General features: G+C 69.1%; 15 protein-coding genes and 1 pseudogene. 7 read left to right on the top strand and 9 right to left on the bottom strand.

The features are described from left to right. Window positions 1–2: 2 nt before the first annotated feature. Window positions 3–1,775, top strand: coding sequence for an RICIN domain-containing protein (locus tag WMF22_RS36130; protein WP_438032697.1), 1,773 nt, complete (start codon window positions 3–5; stop codon window positions 1,773–1,775). 14 nt (window positions 1,776–1,789) lie between these two features. Beyond that, window positions 1,790–3,175: a WD40/YVTN/BNR-like repeat-containing protein gene (locus tag WMF22_RS36135; RefSeq protein ID WP_438032698.1), complete on the top strand. Its 1,386-nt coding sequence runs from the start codon at window positions 1,790–1,792 to the stop codon at window positions 3,173–3,175. A 43-nt stretch (window positions 3,176–3,218) separates the two neighbouring features. Here WMF22_RS36135 and WMF22_RS36140 read toward each other — a convergent pair whose 3' ends face one another. After that, the gene (locus tag WMF22_RS36140; RefSeq protein ID WP_438032699.1) at window positions 3,219–4,481 is read right to left on the bottom strand and encodes a peptide-N-glycosidase F-related protein; all 1,263 of its coding nucleotides are present in this window, start codon (window positions 4,479–4,481) and stop codon (window positions 3,219–3,221) included. Between the two features lie 164 nt (window positions 4,482–4,645). Here WMF22_RS36140 and WMF22_RS36145 point away from each other — a divergent pair, with 164 nt between their 5' ends. Both WMF22_RS36145 and WMF22_RS36150 read left to right on the top strand, forming a co-directional pair. Next, the gene (locus WMF22_RS36145) at window positions 4,646–4,780 is read left to right on the top strand and encodes a hypothetical protein (protein ID WP_437294507.1); all 135 of its coding nucleotides are present in this window, start codon (window positions 4,646–4,648) and stop codon (window positions 4,778–4,780) included. Then, window positions 4,777–5,268 (top strand): hypothetical protein, encoded by a 492-nt coding sequence (locus WMF22_RS36150; RefSeq protein WP_438032700.1) that lies wholly within the window; start codon window positions 4,777–4,779, stop codon window positions 5,266–5,268. Before WMF22_RS36145 ends, WMF22_RS36150 begins: the two co-directional genes overlap by 4 nt. Window positions 5,269–5,273: 5 nt before the next feature. Here the strand turns inward: WMF22_RS36150 and WMF22_RS36155 are convergent, their stop codons facing one another. Continuing rightward, window positions 5,274–6,263: a matrixin family metalloprotease gene (locus tag WMF22_RS36155; RefSeq protein WP_438032701.1), complete on the bottom strand. Its 990-nt coding sequence runs from the start codon at window positions 6,261–6,263 to the stop codon at window positions 5,274–5,276. Between the two features lie 128 nt (window positions 6,264–6,391). On the opposite strand from WMF22_RS36155, the gene WMF22_RS36160 reads away from it, so the two are divergent. Next, window positions 6,392–7,084 (top strand): Mut7-C RNAse domain-containing protein, encoded by a 693-nt coding sequence (locus tag WMF22_RS36160; protein ID WP_438032702.1) that lies wholly within the window; start codon window positions 6,392–6,394, stop codon window positions 7,082–7,084. A gap of 351 nt (window positions 7,085–7,435) precedes the next feature. After that, window positions 7,436–9,292 carry a glycoside hydrolase family 15 protein gene (locus WMF22_RS36165; protein WP_438032703.1) on the top strand — a complete coding sequence of 619 codons (1,857 nt, stop codon included), beginning with the start codon at window positions 7,436–7,438 and terminating at the stop codon, window positions 9,290–9,292. 148 nt (window positions 9,293–9,440) lie between these two features. Here WMF22_RS36165 and WMF22_RS36170 read toward each other — a convergent pair whose 3' ends face one another. The 6 genes and pseudogenes from WMF22_RS36170 to WMF22_RS36195 all read right to left on the bottom strand — a co-directional run bounded on the left by WMF22_RS36170 (window position 9,441) and on the right by WMF22_RS36195 (window position 14,981). Next, a complete protein-coding gene (locus WMF22_RS36170) occupies window positions 9,441–10,145 on the bottom strand; it encodes a hypothetical protein (protein ID WP_438032704.1) in 705 nt (234 codons plus the stop codon). A gap of 232 nt (window positions 10,146–10,377) precedes the next feature. Continuing rightward, window positions 10,378–11,313, bottom strand: coding sequence for a hypothetical protein (locus tag WMF22_RS36175; protein WP_438032705.1), 936 nt, complete (start codon window positions 11,311–11,313; stop codon window positions 10,378–10,380). A gap of 331 nt (window positions 11,314–11,644) precedes the next feature. Continuing rightward, a complete protein-coding gene (locus WMF22_RS36180) occupies window positions 11,645–12,004 on the bottom strand; it encodes a hypothetical protein (protein WP_438032706.1) in 360 nt (119 codons plus the stop codon). A 117-nt stretch (window positions 12,005–12,121) separates the two neighbouring features. Beyond that, window positions 12,122–12,937, bottom strand: a complete 816-nt coding sequence (locus WMF22_RS36185) for a formylglycine-generating enzyme family protein (protein WP_438032707.1) — start codon at window positions 12,935–12,937, stop codon at window positions 12,122–12,124. Between the two features lie 531 nt (window positions 12,938–13,468). Beyond that, on the bottom strand, window positions 13,469–13,642 hold the full coding sequence (locus tag WMF22_RS36190; protein ID WP_437710386.1) for a hypothetical protein: 174 nt from the start codon (window positions 13,640–13,642) through the stop codon (window positions 13,469–13,471). Between the two features lie 154 nt (window positions 13,643–13,796). Beyond that, window positions 13,797–14,981, bottom strand: a pseudogene (locus WMF22_RS36195) (IS4 family transposase). Between the two features lie 27 nt (window positions 14,982–15,008). Between WMF22_RS36195 and WMF22_RS36200 the strand changes: the two are divergent. Continuing rightward, window positions 15,009–15,206, top strand: a complete 198-nt coding sequence (locus WMF22_RS36200; protein ID WP_437710388.1) for a 4Fe-4S binding protein — start codon at window positions 15,009–15,011, stop codon at window positions 15,204–15,206. A gap of 19 nt (window positions 15,207–15,225) precedes the next feature. Here the strand turns inward: WMF22_RS36200 and WMF22_RS36205 are convergent, their stop codons facing one another. Beyond that, on the bottom strand, window positions 15,226–16,161 hold the full coding sequence (locus tag WMF22_RS36205) for a hypothetical protein (RefSeq protein WP_438032708.1): 936 nt from the start codon (window positions 16,159–16,161) through the stop codon (window positions 15,226–15,228). Window positions 16,162–16,400 lie beyond the last annotated feature (239 nt).

Below are 16,400 nucleotides of genomic sequence, written 5' to 3' on the forward strand. Positions count from 1 at the left end.
CAATGAAGCGCTTCAAGTCACACCTCACCACGGCTGCCCTCACCGCAGCGTGCGCGTTCGCGCCCGGCTGTCTGATCCTCGACGCCGGTGACGAGGGCGAGGGGCTGGCCCCGACCGCCTCGGGGACGCTGACCGTCGCCGTCGCCAATGGCGAAGCGCGGTACATGCTGGAGCGGGAAGATGGGGTGTTCGTGCGCCTCGACCTGGGCTCGATGGCGGACGCGGCGCCGGGCGCCGAGCCGTCGATCGACTGGCGCACGGCGAGCGGCTCCCCCGTGGACGTGTTCGGCACCGAGACCGGCGACGGCACGATCGTGGTCGCCACGATGCGGCCTGCCGAGGGCATCGGCGAGCTGACGAACGCGCTCGTCACGACCGGGACGAAGCGCGTCCTGGTGCTGCGCGTGCAGTTCGACGGCGGCCAGACGCTGGGCACGGAGCAGGACGTGCGCAACACCATGGCCGGCGCGGCGACCCACCTGGCGGGCTCGTCGTTCGGCAAGATGCAGCTCGAGTACGACGTCGCCGGCCCGTTCAACATCACCTTCGGCAAGTGCGACGACTACAACCGATGGCAGAACGAGGCCAGGACCGCGGCGCGGAACGCCGGCTTCGATCTGAACGCGTACCAGCACTACATGATCTGGGGGAAGATGGATTGCGGGTACGCCGGCATGGGCGCGCAGCCCGGCAACGCAACCTGGATCGCCGGCCTCTGGCCCGAGGTCGTCGTGCACGAGCTCGGCCACAACTTCGGCCTGTGGCACGCCTCGTCGCGGACGTGCCGCAACGCCGGGGCGACGGTGACGATGAGCAACGACTGCTCCTTCGACGAGTACGGCGATCCGTTCGACCCGATGGGCAACGGCGGGAAGCAGCACTTCAACGCCAACTACAAGGTGAACCTCGGGTGGATCCCGTCGTCGCAGGCCCAGACGGTCACCGCCGACGGGACGTATACGCTCGCCCCGATGACCGAGGCGAGCACCGGGACCCAGCTCCTCCGCGTCAAGGGCCCGAACGACATCATGTACCAGATCGAGTTCCGCCAGCCGGCGGCGACGAACGTCGTCGACTCGCGCAACCTCTCCACGAAGGGCGTGCTCATCCATGCGTTCTTCACGCAGTCGCGGGAGAGCGGCCGGGCGCACCTGCTCGACATGATCCCCGGCGGGAACTTCAGGGACGCGCCGCTCGCCGTCGGCGCTTCTCATCAGCTCTTCGGGACGAACGCGACGCTGAAGCTCCTCTCCGTGTCGGCCACGGGCGCGCAGATCCAGATCTCCGGCCTGGGGGGCGGCACGACCGACCCCGGCGGCGATCCGGGCGGCGACCCCGGCGGCGGCACCGGCGGAACTACTGGCCAGACCCTTTCGGCCCTCCATTCCGGCAAATGCATGAGCGTCAACGCGGCGAGCCTGAACAGCGGCGCCAGCGTCGTCCAGCGGCCGTGCACCGGGGCGGGCGACCAGCAGTGGCAAGTCGAGATCATCAGCGGCAGCACGGCGACCGTGAAGAACGTGAACAGCGGAAAGTGCCTCGACGTGCAGGGGTCCAGCCGGTACAACGGGGCGAACATCACGCAGGCGGACTGCAACAGCGGCAAGAACAGCCAGAAGTGGGATCTCATCGATCGCGGCAACGGCGTCGTCTCGCTGCGCTCGGTCAACAGCGGAAAGTGCGTGGACGTCTACAGCGCCAGCACCGCGGACGGCGCCAGGCTCGCCCAGTACACGTGCAACAACGGGACGAACCAGCAGTTCCGGCGGCAGTAGCGAACCTCGCTTCGATGAACCGCATCACCCTCGGGCTCGCGGCCGCCGCCGCGGGCCTCGCCCTCTCCGCCGCCACGCCCGCGCGCGCCAACGGCCGATACCCCACCGCCGGCCAGATCCTCGTCGATCCCGCCGATCCCGAGCACATCGTCGTCCGCGCGACCTACGGCGTCCTCACCACCCACGACGGCGGCGAGCGCTGGTCGTGGATCTGTGAAGCGGCCATCGGCTACAGCGGCTTCGAGGACCCGATGCTCGTCGTCACCGCCGACGGCTCGATCCTCGCCGGGCTCTTCGACGGGCTCAGCGCGACGCACGACCGCGGCTGCGACTGGCATATCGCCGAGGGCGCGCTCGCCGAGCGCAACATCGTCGATCTGTCGATCGATCGCGCGGATCCCGCGAGCGTCCTCCTGCTCGGCTCCAGCGTCATGGCCAGCGACGCGATCTTGACGCAGGTCTGGGAATCGAAGGACGACGGACGGACCTGGGCGCAGGCCGGGGTCGACTTCCCGAGCACGTTCCTCGGCGTGACCCTGGACAGCGCGCCGAGCGATCCGCGGCGCATCTACGTGAGCGGGCGGCGCAACGGCCCCACGTTCGAGGGGATCGTGCGGCGCTCGGACGATCGCGGCGCGACGTGGGAGGAGCTCGACGTCCCTGGCAGCGACGATCGCAACCTGCCGTACCTCGGCGCCGTGGACCCGGAAGACCCTGACGTTGTGTACGTGCGCCGCGACGGCGACGGCGCGGACGCCCTGCTTGTCTCGCGGGACGGGGGCGCCACGTGGCGCGAGGTGTTCCAGGCGGCGAGCCTGCTCGGCCTCGCCCTCTCGCCCGACGGGACCGAGATCGCGGCCGGCAGCGATCTGGACGGCCTGTGGGTGGCGCCGACGGATACGCTGGAGTTCACCCAGGTTGCGCAGCTCGGCGTCCGCTGCCTGACCTGGACGGCGCGGGGCCTCTTCGCCTGCGCCGACGAGCCCGTGGACGGCTTCTCCGCCGGCGTTTCCACGGACGGGGGCAGGACGTTCTCGCCGCTCATGACGCTCGACCGGCTCTGCGGCCCGCCGGAGGCCTGCGGGGGCGACAGCTCGACCGGCCGGACCTGCCCCGGGCTCTGGCGGGCGACAGCGCGCTTCGTCGGCGCCGGGGCCTCGTGCGAGGCCGGCGCCGGCCCGGGCGGCGCCGCGGGCGCGGGCGGGGGCGCGGCGAGCGCCGGCGGGGGCGAGGCCGGGGCGGGCGCAGCCGAGCCGAGCGCCGGCGGCGGCTGCTCCTGCGGGGCGTCGGGCGGGGGGCGCGCCGGGGCGCTGCTGAGCTGCCTCGCCGCGGCCGGCGGCGCGCTCCTGCGGGCGCGGCGACACGGACGCCGCCGCGCTCAGGCGCCGGGAGCGCGGTGACGGCCCGGGCTGTTCCCGCGTCGGGTGCTGGCGTTTGGAGCCCCTAACGCGCCTGCACGTAGAGCGAGAACGGGATATTGCCCTCCCCGCCGGCGAAGGCCGCGTCGGGGACGTCGATCACGAACTCGTGCGTGCCGGCGCTCGCGGCGCCCCACGGGACGATCCGGGTGTCGATCACGTCGCCAGGGCACCAGTTGCTGAACGACTGCCACTCTTTGTCCGACCGCGGGGACGCCCCGTAGATGCCGTTGCCCTGGGTGTTGTACTTGCGAAACGGCTCGCACGAGGTGCGCCCGGGCTTGTACTGCAATGCCAGCTCGCCGTCGGCGTACACGTAATGCTCGCGGCGAACATACTCCTCGCCGCCCTGGTTGGCGCCGTGATTCGACGTGATCAAGACGAGCTGTGCGTCCTGTGTATCCGCGGGCAATTCGAAGCTGACGGTCTTGCGGGTCGTGCCGACCTTGTCGCTGGCGCCCGTCGCATAGTTGTTGAACTCTTCGCCGATCGCCAGCGGCAACAGGACGTTGAAGTCCTGGGCCTCCCGCGTGCTGTCGGTGTATAGCAGCAGCGATCCGAGCTGCGTGTCGTTGCGACCAGCGCACCCGGGGACCTCGTCGTTCGCGGCGTAAGGCACGCCGAAGATGCCCAGTTCGAACCAGAGATCGTGTTCGGCCAGGAGGTCGGGGTCCTTCAAGATCGGCACGAGGTTGCTGGCCTCCCATTCGTAGGGGACCGCCTTCGGCTGCTTGTTCATGTCCATGAACGGCGTGACGAACCGTGCGACCTCGATCCGGTCGACCTGGCCGGGAACGTAGGTCTGAGCGCCCTTGGGGACCAGCGCCAGGTTGACCGAGCCGAGCCGGTCGTAGTTGTCGCACAGCGCTCCCACGATCACGCGGACCTTCAGGGTGGTCTGGATCTTGGCGAGCAGCTCGTCGGTCAACCTGGTCGCAACCAGCGAGTTGTTGTGGCGGATCACGCCGGCCGGGATCGGCTCGTCGACGGTCTCGGCGTAGCCGTCGTAGAACGTGATGTCCTCCAGCACCGGGACCTCCTCGGGCTCCCCGGACGGCTCGTCGCCGCTGCCGCCGCTGCCACCACCGCTGCCGCTGCCGCTGGCCGCAACGCCACCGCCGCCCGTGCCGCCGCTGCCTGCGCTGGTCCCGGTCGCTGCGGTCGTGCTCCCGTTGCTCTCGGAGGTCGCGGCGCCTCCGCCGGTGCCCGCGTCAGAGCGCTGTTCATCCGTGCACGCGGCGAGCAGGGCCAGCGGACAGAGGTATGGGATCGCGCGACGCAGGTTCATTCGTCGAATTTATCAGATCGCCGGCTCGATGTCGTGCTGGAGCGGCGGCGGAGGTAGAGAGTCGGGGGCGCGTACCAGGCCGAGCATCGCCCTCCGGGGCTGGAATTATCCAGCGTGACGAGCGCCCGGCTCACGTCGAGATCCTCCCGGCGAAGCCGATGCCCGTGGATAAACTTCACGTCGCCGAGCCCGGGATGATTGTCCTCGACGAGGTGACCCGCACCAACATGGAGAACGCGATAAAGCATCTCGCCGAGGAAGGATTTTTTGACCGCTTCGTCCCCATCGAGCAGACGTGAACGTGGAGCGGTGGTACGACCAGACTCGCGAGGGCCTGATGGATCAGAGCGACAAGGCAAATTTGAACGCAGAAATCTTGGCTCGGTGTGTCGTCGCTATCGAGAAGTTCGCCGAAGACTACAAGGAAGATGTTGCCATCCGCCTGGCACGCTCACGCCGGATGCAAGCCGCGATTGGTCTTCTGACCGATGAAATTGCGCAGTGGGATCGGGATGCCGAGGTTGACGAGGCCAGCGGTGATAGTGCGCTCGCGGATAGCGCAAGGATGCACCGCCGTTCAGACGCCGAGCGTCTGGATGCGTGGCAAAAGACCCTGGATGACATGCTCCGCGACGTGGAGGATCGAAAGCATGCGTTCCGCCGCATCATGGAATTGGTGGATGAGGCCCGGCGAATTCGCTCGCGATACGCAAGTAATGCTGGTGCAATCGACGCCGCGGCGCTGATCGAAGGTCTGGTTGATGTATTGAGAAGGGCATACCAGTAGCTGGCCTACGACCTCGCTCTCCCGTTCGTGGGACGATCCCGCCCGAGGCTCGGCCGGCCGCGCTCGCCGGCGCGGAGGCGCGCGGCGGCGCGGAGCCAGGCGATCGCGCCGATCGCGGCGGCGGCCAGCGGGGCGCTCCACCCTGGGCCCCCGGCGGCCGGCGGCGCCGCGCTGCAGCGGACCAGCTGGTCGTCGGCGCACTCGGGCGAGAACCCGTGCGGCGGGATGGGGTTGCAGGTCGACGTGGAGAGATCCCGAGGGGGGTAGATCTGGCAGATGCCCGCGATGTCGTCCTCGTGCAGCGTCCGGAAGCTCATCGGGTCCGCCCTGTCGTACCTGGAGTGCATGGTCACCTCGGGCCCGGCCATGGTGTGGTCGAGGCCCAGGAAATGGCCGGCCTCGTGCGTGACGATGGCGAGCAGATCTTCCCTCGGCGCGGCGGAGTCGTCCCCGACGGTGAAATCGTAGAGATCGGTGTTGATCTCCATGTCGGCCCCCCAGAGATTACCGGTCTTCCTGTCGAACTGCACCGTCGTGAGCGCGAGCATCTCGGTGTTGTGTCCCGCGGCCGCGAGCCACTCCAGATCGCGGAAGACGACCACGTTGGTGTTGCCCGGCACGAGGCCATCGACGATCCTGGTCTTGCCGTCCCTCGCGTTGAGCTCCACCGCTCCGCAGGCGACGGGCCCGAGGTTCTGGACGCGGAGCCCCGGCGTTCCCCCGTCGCAGGGCGCCTGCATCCACGTGTCGAACGCGGCCTCGAGCACGTCGGAGATCTCCTGGTAGGAGATCTCGCTGGACGCGTCCTCCTGGATGCTGAAGCCGATGCAATCGCCCGGCCAGCGGAGCGGCTTGCAATCGCCGACGGGCTGGTCGTCCTGCAGACAGAGCTCCGACCTCTTGCAGGTGTTCGAGCGGCAGTAGGCCGACGCCTGCTGCGCGCTCGCCAGCACGGCGAGGGCGGCCGCCACGCAGGAGCACCTGGCACGCTTCATCGACATCGACTCCTCCACGATCGGTTGACCCTGCAGCGACGGTAGCAGCGCGCGCCGGGCGCGTGGGGATTTCGCAGGCGGCGCCCTTGCCCCCAGCTGGCCTTCCGCCATCCTGAGCGTGATGGGGCATGCTCGTGGGTGAGGCGGGCGGCGGAGCCGATCCGGCGCAGGGCGGCGCGGCCCCGGCGCAGGGCGGCACGGCCCCGGCGCAGGGCGGCGCGGCGGCGCAGGACTGCGCGGCCCCGGCGCAGGGCGGCGCGGCGGCGCAGGACTGCGCGGCCCCGGCGCAGGGCGGCGCGGCAGCGCCGAGCTTCCTATGCGACGCGATGCTGGGCGGCCTGTCGCGCTGGCTGCGCGGCGCAGGCTACGACGCCAAGTTCGAGCATGGCATCGACGACGGCGATCTCGTGCGCCTCGCGCAGCAGACCGGCCGGGTGCTGCTGAGCTCCGACGCCGGCGTATTCGAGCGGCGCTCCCTGCGCACCGCGGCCGTGCGCGGGCTCTACGTGCCGCGCGGGCTGCGGCCGACGGAGCAGGCCGGCTTCGTGCTGCGGGAGCTCGGGCTGCCCGTGCGGGACCCCCGCTGCATGGCGTGCGGCGGCGCGCTCACGGCCGTCCCGAAGGACAGCGTCCGCGATGCGGTGCCGGCGGTGGTGGCGGATCGCCACGACGAGTTCTGGCGGTGCGATCGATGCGGCAAGGTCCTGTGGAAGGGCAGCCACTGGGACGGCATCGTCGCCGGCGTGGCCGCCGCGGCCGGCGTGGCTGCCGTGACCGAGGCCCCTGCACCGCCGGCGGACGGCCGAAAGCCTCCGTCGTGACGCGGCGGGCAGGCACAATTCATTCGTCGGCCAGGACCACCCGCGTGCTGTAGATTGATACGCACGTGGGAAGGGGCGCGAGGATGCCCGCGAGATGCCGTGGTCCAGAACAGGGGCAACCCACGACGCGGCTCAACCTGAAGGTCAATCACCTCTCGCCGCTGGATGTTCCTCGCAGACGAGCGTCGTGCCGCCCCGCCACGAGGGCCTTGATGAGCTTTCTTGCTTGCGGCATGAGCGAGCGAGCGCGTCGGGGCACGGCGCTGCGGGCGCGGATCGGATCAGCCAGTCTGGGCGGAGAACGATCAGCTCCAGGATTGCGGTCCAGGCATGGACACGCATAGTGTAGCGATGTCAGCTCCGCTCGAACACTACGGTCTCATCGGTGACACGACCACGGTCGGTCTGGTCTCGCGTTACGGCTCGCTCGACTGGCTCTGCCTGCCACGCATCGACTCCGACGCGTGTTTCGCGAAGCTGCTCGGGCGCGACGACCACGGCTACTGGACCATCCGGCCAGCCACGGCGATACGAAGCTTGGAGCGGCGCTATCGGCGCGACACGCTGGTCCTCGAGACCGAGTTCGCCTGTGAGAGCGGCCGCGTGCGCCTGATCGACTTCATGCCCCCGGGCGTCGCCCCGCACGACGCCACCCGGCTCGTCGACGGAGCCCACGACGTCATCCGGATCGTCGAGGGAATCGAGGGCGAAGTCCCGATGCACTCCGACCTGAGGGCGCGGTTCGGCTACGGCTGCGTGATCCCGTGGATCCAGTGTGACGGAGGCCGAGCCACGCTCACGTCCGGGCCCGCCGCGCTTGCGTTCAGCAGCCCAGCCTCGCTCGACCCCGACTGGCACGCCGCCCGATTGGAGACGAACTTCGTCGTCCGCGCGGGCCAGCGCCTGCCGTTCACCCTCACGTTCTACCCGTCGCATGAACACGCGCCGGCGCACCCCGTCGACGCGGAGCAGGAGCTCGCGCGGACCGAGCGTCACTGGCGAGAGTGGGCGGGTCGTTGCCGCTATCAGGGCCGCTGGCGTGACGCCGTCGTGCGGTCGCTCCTTACGCTGAAGGCGCTCACCTATGCGCCCACGGGTGGGATCGTGGCGGCGCCGACAACGTCCTTGCCGGAGGAGCTCGGCGGCGTTCGCAACTGGGACTATCGCTACTGCTGGCTGCGTGACTCCACGCTCACGCTCGACGCCCTGATGCGCGGCGGGTACCTCGAGGAAGCGCAGGCCTGGCGCGACTGGCTCATGCGCGCGGTCGCCGGCGCTCCGGCGCAGCTGCAGATCATGTACGGCGTGGCCGGGGAGCATCGGCTCACCGAGATCGAGCTGCCGTGGCTCCCGGGATACGAGGAATCGAGGCCGGTGCGGATCGGCAACGGCGCATACGATCAATTTCAACTCGACGTCTACGGCGAGGTGCTCAACACGCTCTACGATGCCCACGCGCACGGCCTGCCGGATCTGCCGCACACCTGGGACCCTATCGTGGAGATCGTGGACTTCGTCGAGAGGTCCTGGCAGCGGCCGGACGAAGGCATCTGGGAGATACGCGGGTCGAAGCTGCTGCACTTCACGCACTCGAAGCTGATGGCCTGGGTGGCCGTGGATCGCGCCGTGCGCATGGTCGAGGAGTTCGGTCTTGGTGGACAGCATCGACTGGAGAAGCGGCTCCAGCGCTGGCGCGCGCTGCGCGAGGAGATCCGCATCGACCTGCTCGAGCGCGGATTCAACACGCGCGTCGGGGCTTTCACTCAATCGTACGGCTCGGAGGCCCTCGACGCCAGCGTGCTCCTGATCCCGCACATGGGCTTCCTGGCCGCCGATGATCCCCGCATGCTGTCCACCGTCGCGGCGATCGAGAAGGGCCTCACCCGGGATGGCCTCGTCCTGCGCTACGCGACCGAGACGGGGGTGGACGGCCTGCCGGGGCACGAGGCGACGTTCCTCATCTGCAGCTTCTGGCTCGCCGACAACTACGCGATGGTCGGTCGCCTCGAGGAGGCGGAGGCGCTCCTCGATCGCCTGGTCTCCCTCTGCAATGATGTCGGGCTGCTCGCCGAGGAATACAGCCCCGAGCTGCGCCGGCAGCTCGGCAATTTTCCCCAGGCGTTCTCTCACATCGGGCTCGTCAACACCGCTCACATCATCGAGGCAAGGAGAGCGGGCAAAAAAGTGTCCTTGCCATCCGCGGCGTAGGCTCCGGGACATAGCGTCCTGGTGGACGGCTCGCAGGCTCACCCGCAACCGACGCGAGCAGCGCCTGAAGTCGCTCGTTGACCGATCGATGGTCAATGACCCCGGTGAGGACCGACGAGCGGAGCTAGCGTTGGAGGCGCGTTAGACGCTACAGGCACGTGTTGTCGACGACCACGCCGGTCTCCCGGAAGCGCACGGTCCCGGGCTCCCCGTCGAGCGTGACGGTGATATCCATGTCGATGATGCACGGGATGCCGGTGTTCGGCTCAGCCTCCCACGACATCGTCCCGGTGGCCCCGGTCACGGTATACGTGCGCTCGTCGGCGGGCGGCATGCCCGTGTCGGTGCAATCGCCCATCTGGTCGGTGAGCGCCACGTCCAGCACGCCCCAGAAGTCCTCCAGCTCGACCCCGGCATAGAGCGGATCGCTGTCGGCGAACGCCGCGATCGAGATCACCAGACACCGATCCTCTCGCAGGTCCGCGTGGTGCACATAGACACGGTCGTGATCGGCGATCACGTAGTCTGCGCTTGCGCAGACCGTATCCCTCGACGCGTTCACCCCGGCCGCGTGCGCCATGCACTCGTTGCAATAGGTGCGCTGATCGCACCCGCAGACCCCCTGACATTCGTCCGGACATTCCCCGACCCGCGGCCTCTGCGTGCATTCGCCCTGCGCCTCTGCGGAGCACGCCAGGTCGGGCGTCGCGCAGTACTCCGCCTCGCCGCAGGTCGCTCCCGCGTCCCCTCCGCAGACGACCGGCGCTGCGCCTCCGCTTCCGCCTCCGCCGTCGCCGGTCGTGCCGCCGCCAGCGCTGCTGCTCGTGCTGCCGCCCGCTCCGATCGGGGACACGGTTTCATCAGAGCCGCAGGCGGCGAGGAGCAGTCCGCACAGCACGGAGCCAAGGAGTGCATGTCTCATGAACGGACTATGCCATGACCGCTCGCCGGAGAGGAGCGGCCACGGCGCTGTCATGGCCCTGCCCATCCCCGAGGCGCCTTGCCCTCCGCGGAGCCGCCGCCGCCACCGCCCCCCGTGGCGCCGCTGCCGGCCGGATCGGTGAGCGCGGCCGCGACCCGGGCGCTCAGGCGACGCTGCGCGCGGGCCCGGACGCGGGCGCGGCGCCGTACGTGGCGCGATAGCGCTCGTACCGCTCGAGGAGCTCGCCCGTGGTCTTGGGCATCGGCACGCGCGCGCGCGTGATGTACGAGATCACGTTCTTGCCGCGGACGATCAGCTCGACGCCCCGGGCGGCCTGCTCCCGCTCGTGCGGCGAGGCGTCCGCGCCGAGCAGCGGCTGGAAGCCGGCGAGCTTCTCCGCCGACACGACGAACGACGTCCAGACCTCGAAGATGTCGTCGTCGGTGCGCAGCGTCTCGCACTTGATCTTGGCCGCGTGCGCGAACTCGCGGGCCAGGCGGTCGAGCCCCGCGAACGTCGGCGAGCCCGCGAAGGTGGCGATCATCGCGTCGCGAATGCCGTCGATCGCCCTCATGCTCTGGGCGATCTTGACATACCGGCTGTTGTAGAACGCCTCGATCGGGAACGAGAACGCCTTGAAGGGCTCGCCCCAGAGCTCGTCGAGCCCCTCCTCGCCGCTGCGGTGGAGCACCATCTTCCCGAGCGTCAGCGCCTCGAGGAGGTGCTCTCCGCACTCGCGCATCAGGGCGTTGTCGGGCTCGATGGTGACGCCGAGCTCCTGGATCTCGACGAGCTTGGTGAAGATATCCGCCGCTCGATTGAAGATCGCGCCCGCGAGCATGGCGGCCTTGACGCGCTTCCGCTGCGGATCGGTCTCCGACGCGAAGGCGAGCCGCGCCTCGTCCAGCCGTTTCCCTGGGACGTTGATGCCGTGCTCGACGTGGTTGAACAGGCGCCGCGTCAGCGCCTCGATGAGGCGCTTCTTCGCGAGCAGCGTGTCGGCCGGCGCCTCGTAGGCCTTGATCCAGTAACCGTAGTAGTAGACCCGCAGCTGGCCGTCGATGATCTGCTTCTTCCCGAGCGGTATCGCGCTGTCCATGGCCCGCCTCCGATCGGCTGCCAGGCGGCGCCCCCGCGCGGGAGGCGCGCGGGGGAGCATGCCCGTGCGACAGCCGAGTAGCATGGGCGCAAGGCGGCCCGCAAGACGTGAGCGACGCGATCCGGCGGAGTTCTCCGCCGGAAACCGGGACTTAACCGACAGGAAAGAGTGTGGTTCGTGAGGTCATCGCCGCGGCCGGGCGCCGGCCCGGACGCTGGGTCGACGCCGGGCCCGGGCGCGCGCGGCGCCGGGGCTCACGGGGGCGGCCGCGCCCGCGGCCCTGCGCCCGCGCCGCGCGGCTAGTGCGCGCTGCACCCCTCGAGCTCGGCCATCATGCGCCAAAAGGCCCTGGCCTTGTCCTCACACTATCCTGCGTCGTGTGGGTGTGCTCGTACTCGTCGAGCGTGTCGAGGTAGCGCTGCACTTGCTCCTCGGTCTGCTCGGAGATCTCCGACGACGACGACCACATCGAGTACCGGATCTCAGGGTGCGCGCTCAGGATGGCGCGCAGATCGTCGACCCCGGCCTGGCTCGCCCAGTACTGCTCGCCGTGGATGAGGTTGCTGTCCGTCATCCCGTGCCACATCGGGAAGACGCCGGTCTCGGAGGGGACGTCGCAGTACTCCGCCAAAGAATTTCCAGCCGGGGAAGACCAGCGCACGGCGGTGGAGGCGGCCCTGCGTCCGGACAAGACGGAAACGCATCGTACGGCGGGGCGAGGCGTTGCTGCTGATGGCGGACGGAGTAGCCCGCGGCCGCCGTTCCAGCTCGCAGCAGAACGGATCCGCTCGGTGGACTCGCCTCGTAACTACGGTTCTTTCACGCAACGGACCCCGACGTAGGGGCGACGCGTCGTCGCGTCGTTGCTGTCGCGGGTGGATGAAAGCAGGTATTGCGCGTCATCCGAGAAGGAGCCGCCCCGCAACACCCGCTCGTATTCCCCCTCCAAGTTAGCGCAGTCCGTGCAATCTTCGGAATAGTCCCACTTCATGTCCAGAGCCCATTCTCGCACGTTCCCGGCCAGGTTGGCCTGCCCCCATCTTCCATCTCCTGTCTTCCGTGATCCGACAGGCAAGATGTCCATAAACGTACACTTCTCTGGAGTATCCGTGAAGGTGCAGCCATACCCCGCAAAACTCTGGTCGATCGTCTCATCCGTGGGCGACGTCGACCACGGGTACGGCCGCTGCTCGTCTCCGCCCGCCGCTGCGTAGTTCCACTCCGCCTCCGTTGGCAAGCGGCCCCCATCCCAGGCGCAGAACGCGAACGCAGCATACCAGCTCAGGCAGTTCATTGGCAGACTCTCGTTGTCGCCCGCCGTATCCGTCCACGTCCGGAACATCGAGTCGCACTTTACCTCGTCCTTGAGCAACGCCGCGCTCGAAGCCAGATACCCGTTCCACCTCGAATCCCACCCGCTCCCCTCGATCTTCGGGTGTTTCCCGGCTCCCGGCTCGGGGAAGCTCCCCGGGTACGCATCGACGAACGCGCGGAATCGCCCCACGGTCACCTCGAACCGGTCCAGCAGGAAGTCGCTCACCTTGGCCGGATGCTCGCTGACATTGCTCCGGTTGAAGCTCCCGCCCGATACCGCCGTCGTCGCGCAGCAGCTCTCGTTGCGCATCGGCCCGCACGTCGGTGCCAGGTCGGCGCAGCTCGGAGGTGTCACGCAGGACCCTCCGCGGCACACCGGCGCCCTGGCAGGGCACGGCGCCTCGTCTTGCCACGCTCCGCGGTCGTCGCACCGCTGCGGCGTGTTTCCCGAGCACCGCGTGTCGCTGTTCGGAGTGCACACACCGCCGGGAGCGCCGCCTGAGCCTCCGCCCGACGGTGCGCCCCCAGATCCATCTACGGCGCCCGACGTGGCAGCCCCGGCTCCATCAGAGGAGGCGTCAATCCCTCCGCTACCCCCGCCGCCCGGCGCTTGAGCGTCGGTGAAGTCATCGAGGCCGAGCAGCGCCCCGCACGATGCGCCCGTCAGCGCCGGCAACACGGCAAGCAACGCAGAACGAAGATCACGTTTCATAATCCGATTGTACACCCGATGGCGCGCATGCCGCCGCTCGGCTGGAGCCCGGGCGGGCTCAGCGAGCAAAACCCGCGCGAGCGAGCGACGCCGCTCACCGCCGGCCGCCGGCGGGCCCGGGGTCGCGGATCAGGCGCCCGAGCCGGCGCGCTGCGACCGGAAGAAGGCGCGCACGTCCTTGAGGAGGAGCTCTGGCGCCTCGAAGTGCCCGCCATGCGGCATCTCCGTCCACCGCACCAGGTTGGCCCTGCTCTCGACCCAGGCGCGCGGCGAGCGGTAGATCTCCGCCGGGAAATCGGCCACGGCGGTCGGCGCCGCGATCCCTCTCGAAGAGATACGGCGGGATGGCCTCGTTGCGGGCGGTCTCGTAATAGAGGTTCGCCGCGCTGGCGATGCTGTTCGGCGCCCAGTAGAACATCGCGTTCGTGAGCAGCAGATCCCTGGCTGAGACATCCCCTCATTTGACCTCGAAGAAATGGCTGAAGAACGCATGCTCGCGGACGATGCGGTCAAAGGCATCCACCAGGCGGCGAAGCCACTCCTCCCGCATCGTGGGGATGCAGTGGTACCAGTACAGCCCCTGGCGATAGAGCGAGTGCGTTCACTTCTTGACCGTGTTGACCTTCAGAGTTCGATCGAGCCCGGAGGCCTCGCTGGCGGCGCCGAGCAGCGTCAAGAGCGTGTGCGCCATGGCGACCAGCAGCAGGAGCCGATCGCGCCGGGCCGCATCGCGGATGTGCGTCGCCGACAGCCCCATGCCGAAGTGGAGGTCCTTGGTGTCGCGGAAGGTCTCCTCGATCGTGAACCGCCGGCCATAGAGCTTGACCACCTCCGCCGCCTTCGTGGTCGCGAGCGACGTCGCCAGGCACCATGCCTCCTTCATGCGCGCCGCCTTCACGAGCACCACGGCGCCACGCTTGTCCGTCGCTCGCGCGCCCACCAACAACTTCGGCCGGCTGTTCGACGGCACCCAGTCCTCGGCGGGACGCACCGCGCCCTCGGCCGATTCGACGAGGATGCAGCCTCGGAACCGGATGACGAAGTCCCAGCCGAACGCTTCCAAGAGCGCGTAGAGCTCCTGATAGCCGAACGCCCGGTCGGCCAGGAGCGTGATGTTCACGTTCTCGGGCAGCCAGGTGTGCAGCCGCTCGACCATCTCCAGTTCATGTCCGGTGCGCCGATCCTTCAGCGTCGATTTCTTCACCGTCTTCCAAGCCAGCGGCATCGCCCGACCGTGGGTCGTCACCATGTAGGCGCAGAGCGTCGTGTGGTCGTCCTTGTCGAAGTCGGTCCAGTCGAGGGCAATGAGAATCGACGCGTTCTCTCCCACGACGAACCGGACCCAGCGCGCCAGCACGATGTCGAGCGACAGGGCGTCGTTGCCCAACATGCGGTCGACCTGCTTGACGCCGCTCTTGGCGGTGATCTTCGCCACGTTCGCGTAGGCCTGCCCGATGGCGTGGATCGACAGGACGGCGGCGTTCAGGACCCCGGCGACGCCGTTTGCCAGCGACAGCACGCGCAAGGCGTGCAAGTCAGCGCCGAAAACGCGGTCCACGAACTCCCGGGTGTGCTCCAGACCGAGCTTGTCTCGGTCGGGCCTCTGGGTCGAAAGCGAATCGGCAACGGTCACGGGTGGCATCATGCCGCATCAACCATCCGCCGGGCGATGGATTCCGGCTCCGTGACGAACGAGGGGATCCCTCAGTTCGAGGCCCTCTCGCCGCTCGGCAAGCTCAAGTCGCTCGTCCACGGCCGGAAGACCGCGTTCACGCCGAACGCGGCCCAGTGCCAGGCGTGCGGCCTCTGCGTCGTCGCCTGTCCCGAGGAGGCCATTCAGCTCGTGGCGGCGCAGGACGCGGGGTGAGCGCGGCCGGCCCGGGCGCTCAGGCGACGCTGCGCGCGGGCCCGGACGCGGGCGCGGCGCCGTAGGTGACGCGATAACGCTCGTACCGCTCGAGGAGCTCGCCCGTGGTCTTGGGCATCGGCACGCGCGCGCGCGTGATGTACGAGATCACGTTCTTGCCACGGACGATCAGCTCGACGCCCTGGGCCGCCTGCTCCCGCTCGTGAGGCGAGGCGTCCGCGCCGAGCAGCGGCTGGAAGCCGGCGAGCTTCTCCGCCGACACGACGAACGACGTCCAGACCTCGAAGATGTCGTCGTCGGTGCGCAGCGTCTCGGACTTGATCTTGGCCGCGTGCGCGAACTCGCGGGCCAGGCGGTCCAGCCCGGCGAACATCGGCGAGCCCGCGAAGGTGGCGATCATCGCGTCGCGAATGCCGTCGATCGCCCTCATGCTCTGGGCGATCTTGACATACCGGCTGTTGTAGAACGCCTCGATCGGGAACGAGAACGCCTTGAAGGGCTCGCCCCAGAGCTCGTCGAGCCCCTCCTCGCCGCTGCGGTGGAGCACCATCTTCCCGAGCGTCAGCGCCTCGAGGAGGTGCTCTCCGCACTCGCGCATCAGGGCGTTGTCGGGCTCGATGGTGACGCCGAGCTCCTGGATCTCGACGAGCTTGGTGAAGATATCCGTCGCTCGATTGAAGATCGCGCCCACGAGCATGGCGGCCTTGACGCGCTTCCGCTGCGGATCGGTCTCCGACTCGAAGGCGAGCCGCGCCTCGTCCAGCCGCTTCCCTGGGACGTTGATGCCGTGCTCGACGTGGTTGAACAGGCGCCGCGTCAGCGCCTCGATGAGGCGCTTCTTCGCGAGCAGCGTGTCGGCCGGCGCCTCGTAGGCCTTGATCCAGTAACCGTAGTAGTAGACCCGCAGCTGGCCGTCGATGATCTGCTTCTTCCCGAGCGGTATCGCGCTTTCCATGGCCCGCCGCCGATCGGCTGCCAGGCGGCGCCCCTGCGCGGGAGGCGCGCGGGGGAGCATGCCCGTGCGACAGCCGAGTAGCATGGGCGCAAGGAGGCCCGCAAGACGTGAGCGACGCGATCCGGCGGAGTCCTCCGCCGGAAACCGGGACTTAACCGACAGGAAAGACAGCGGCTCGTGGGGCCGCGCGCCGGCCGGCGCGGCGCGCCGCGGCCGAGCGCCAGCCCGCGCGCCCGCCG

The organism is Sorangium sp. So ce204, from assembly GCF_051526795.1.
GTDB lineage: Bacteria > Myxococcota_A > Polyangia > Polyangiales > Polyangiaceae > Sorangium > Sorangium cellulosum_B.

Coding starts and splice junctions, on each gene's coding strand:
- WMF22_RS36200 (WP_437710388.1), top strand. CDS start 15,009: ATGGATTCCGGCTCCGTGACGAACGAGGGGATCCCTCAGTTCGAGGCC.
- WMF22_RS36155 (WP_438032701.1), bottom strand. CDS start 6,263: ATGAAGCGTGCCAGGTGCTCCTGCGTGGCGGCCGCCCTCGCCGTGCTG.
- WMF22_RS36135 (WP_438032698.1), top strand. CDS start 1,790: ATGAACCGCATCACCCTCGGGCTCGCGGCCGCCGCCGCGGGCCTCGCC.
- WMF22_RS36160 (WP_438032702.1), top strand. CDS start 6,392: ATGCTCGTGGGTGAGGCGGGCGGCGGAGCCGATCCGGCGCAGGGCGGC.
- WMF22_RS36130 (WP_438032697.1), top strand. CDS start 3: ATGAAGCGCTTCAAGTCACACCTCACCACGGCTGCCCTCACCGCAGCG.
- WMF22_RS36205 (WP_438032708.1), bottom strand. CDS start 16,161: ATGGAAAGCGCGATACCGCTCGGGAAGAAGCAGATCATCGACGGCCAG.
- WMF22_RS36140 (WP_438032699.1), bottom strand. CDS start 4,481: ATGAACCTGCGTCGCGCGATCCCATACCTCTGTCCGCTGGCCCTGCTC.
- WMF22_RS36185 (WP_438032707.1), bottom strand. CDS start 12,937: ATGCGCAACGAGAGCTGCTGCGCGACGACGGCGGTATCGGGCGGGAGC.
- WMF22_RS36175 (WP_438032705.1), bottom strand. CDS start 11,313: ATGGACAGCGCGATACCGCTCGGGAAGAAGCAGATCATCGACGGCCAG.
- WMF22_RS36165 (WP_438032703.1), top strand. CDS start 7,436: ATGTCAGCTCCGCTCGAACACTACGGTCTCATCGGTGACACGACCACG.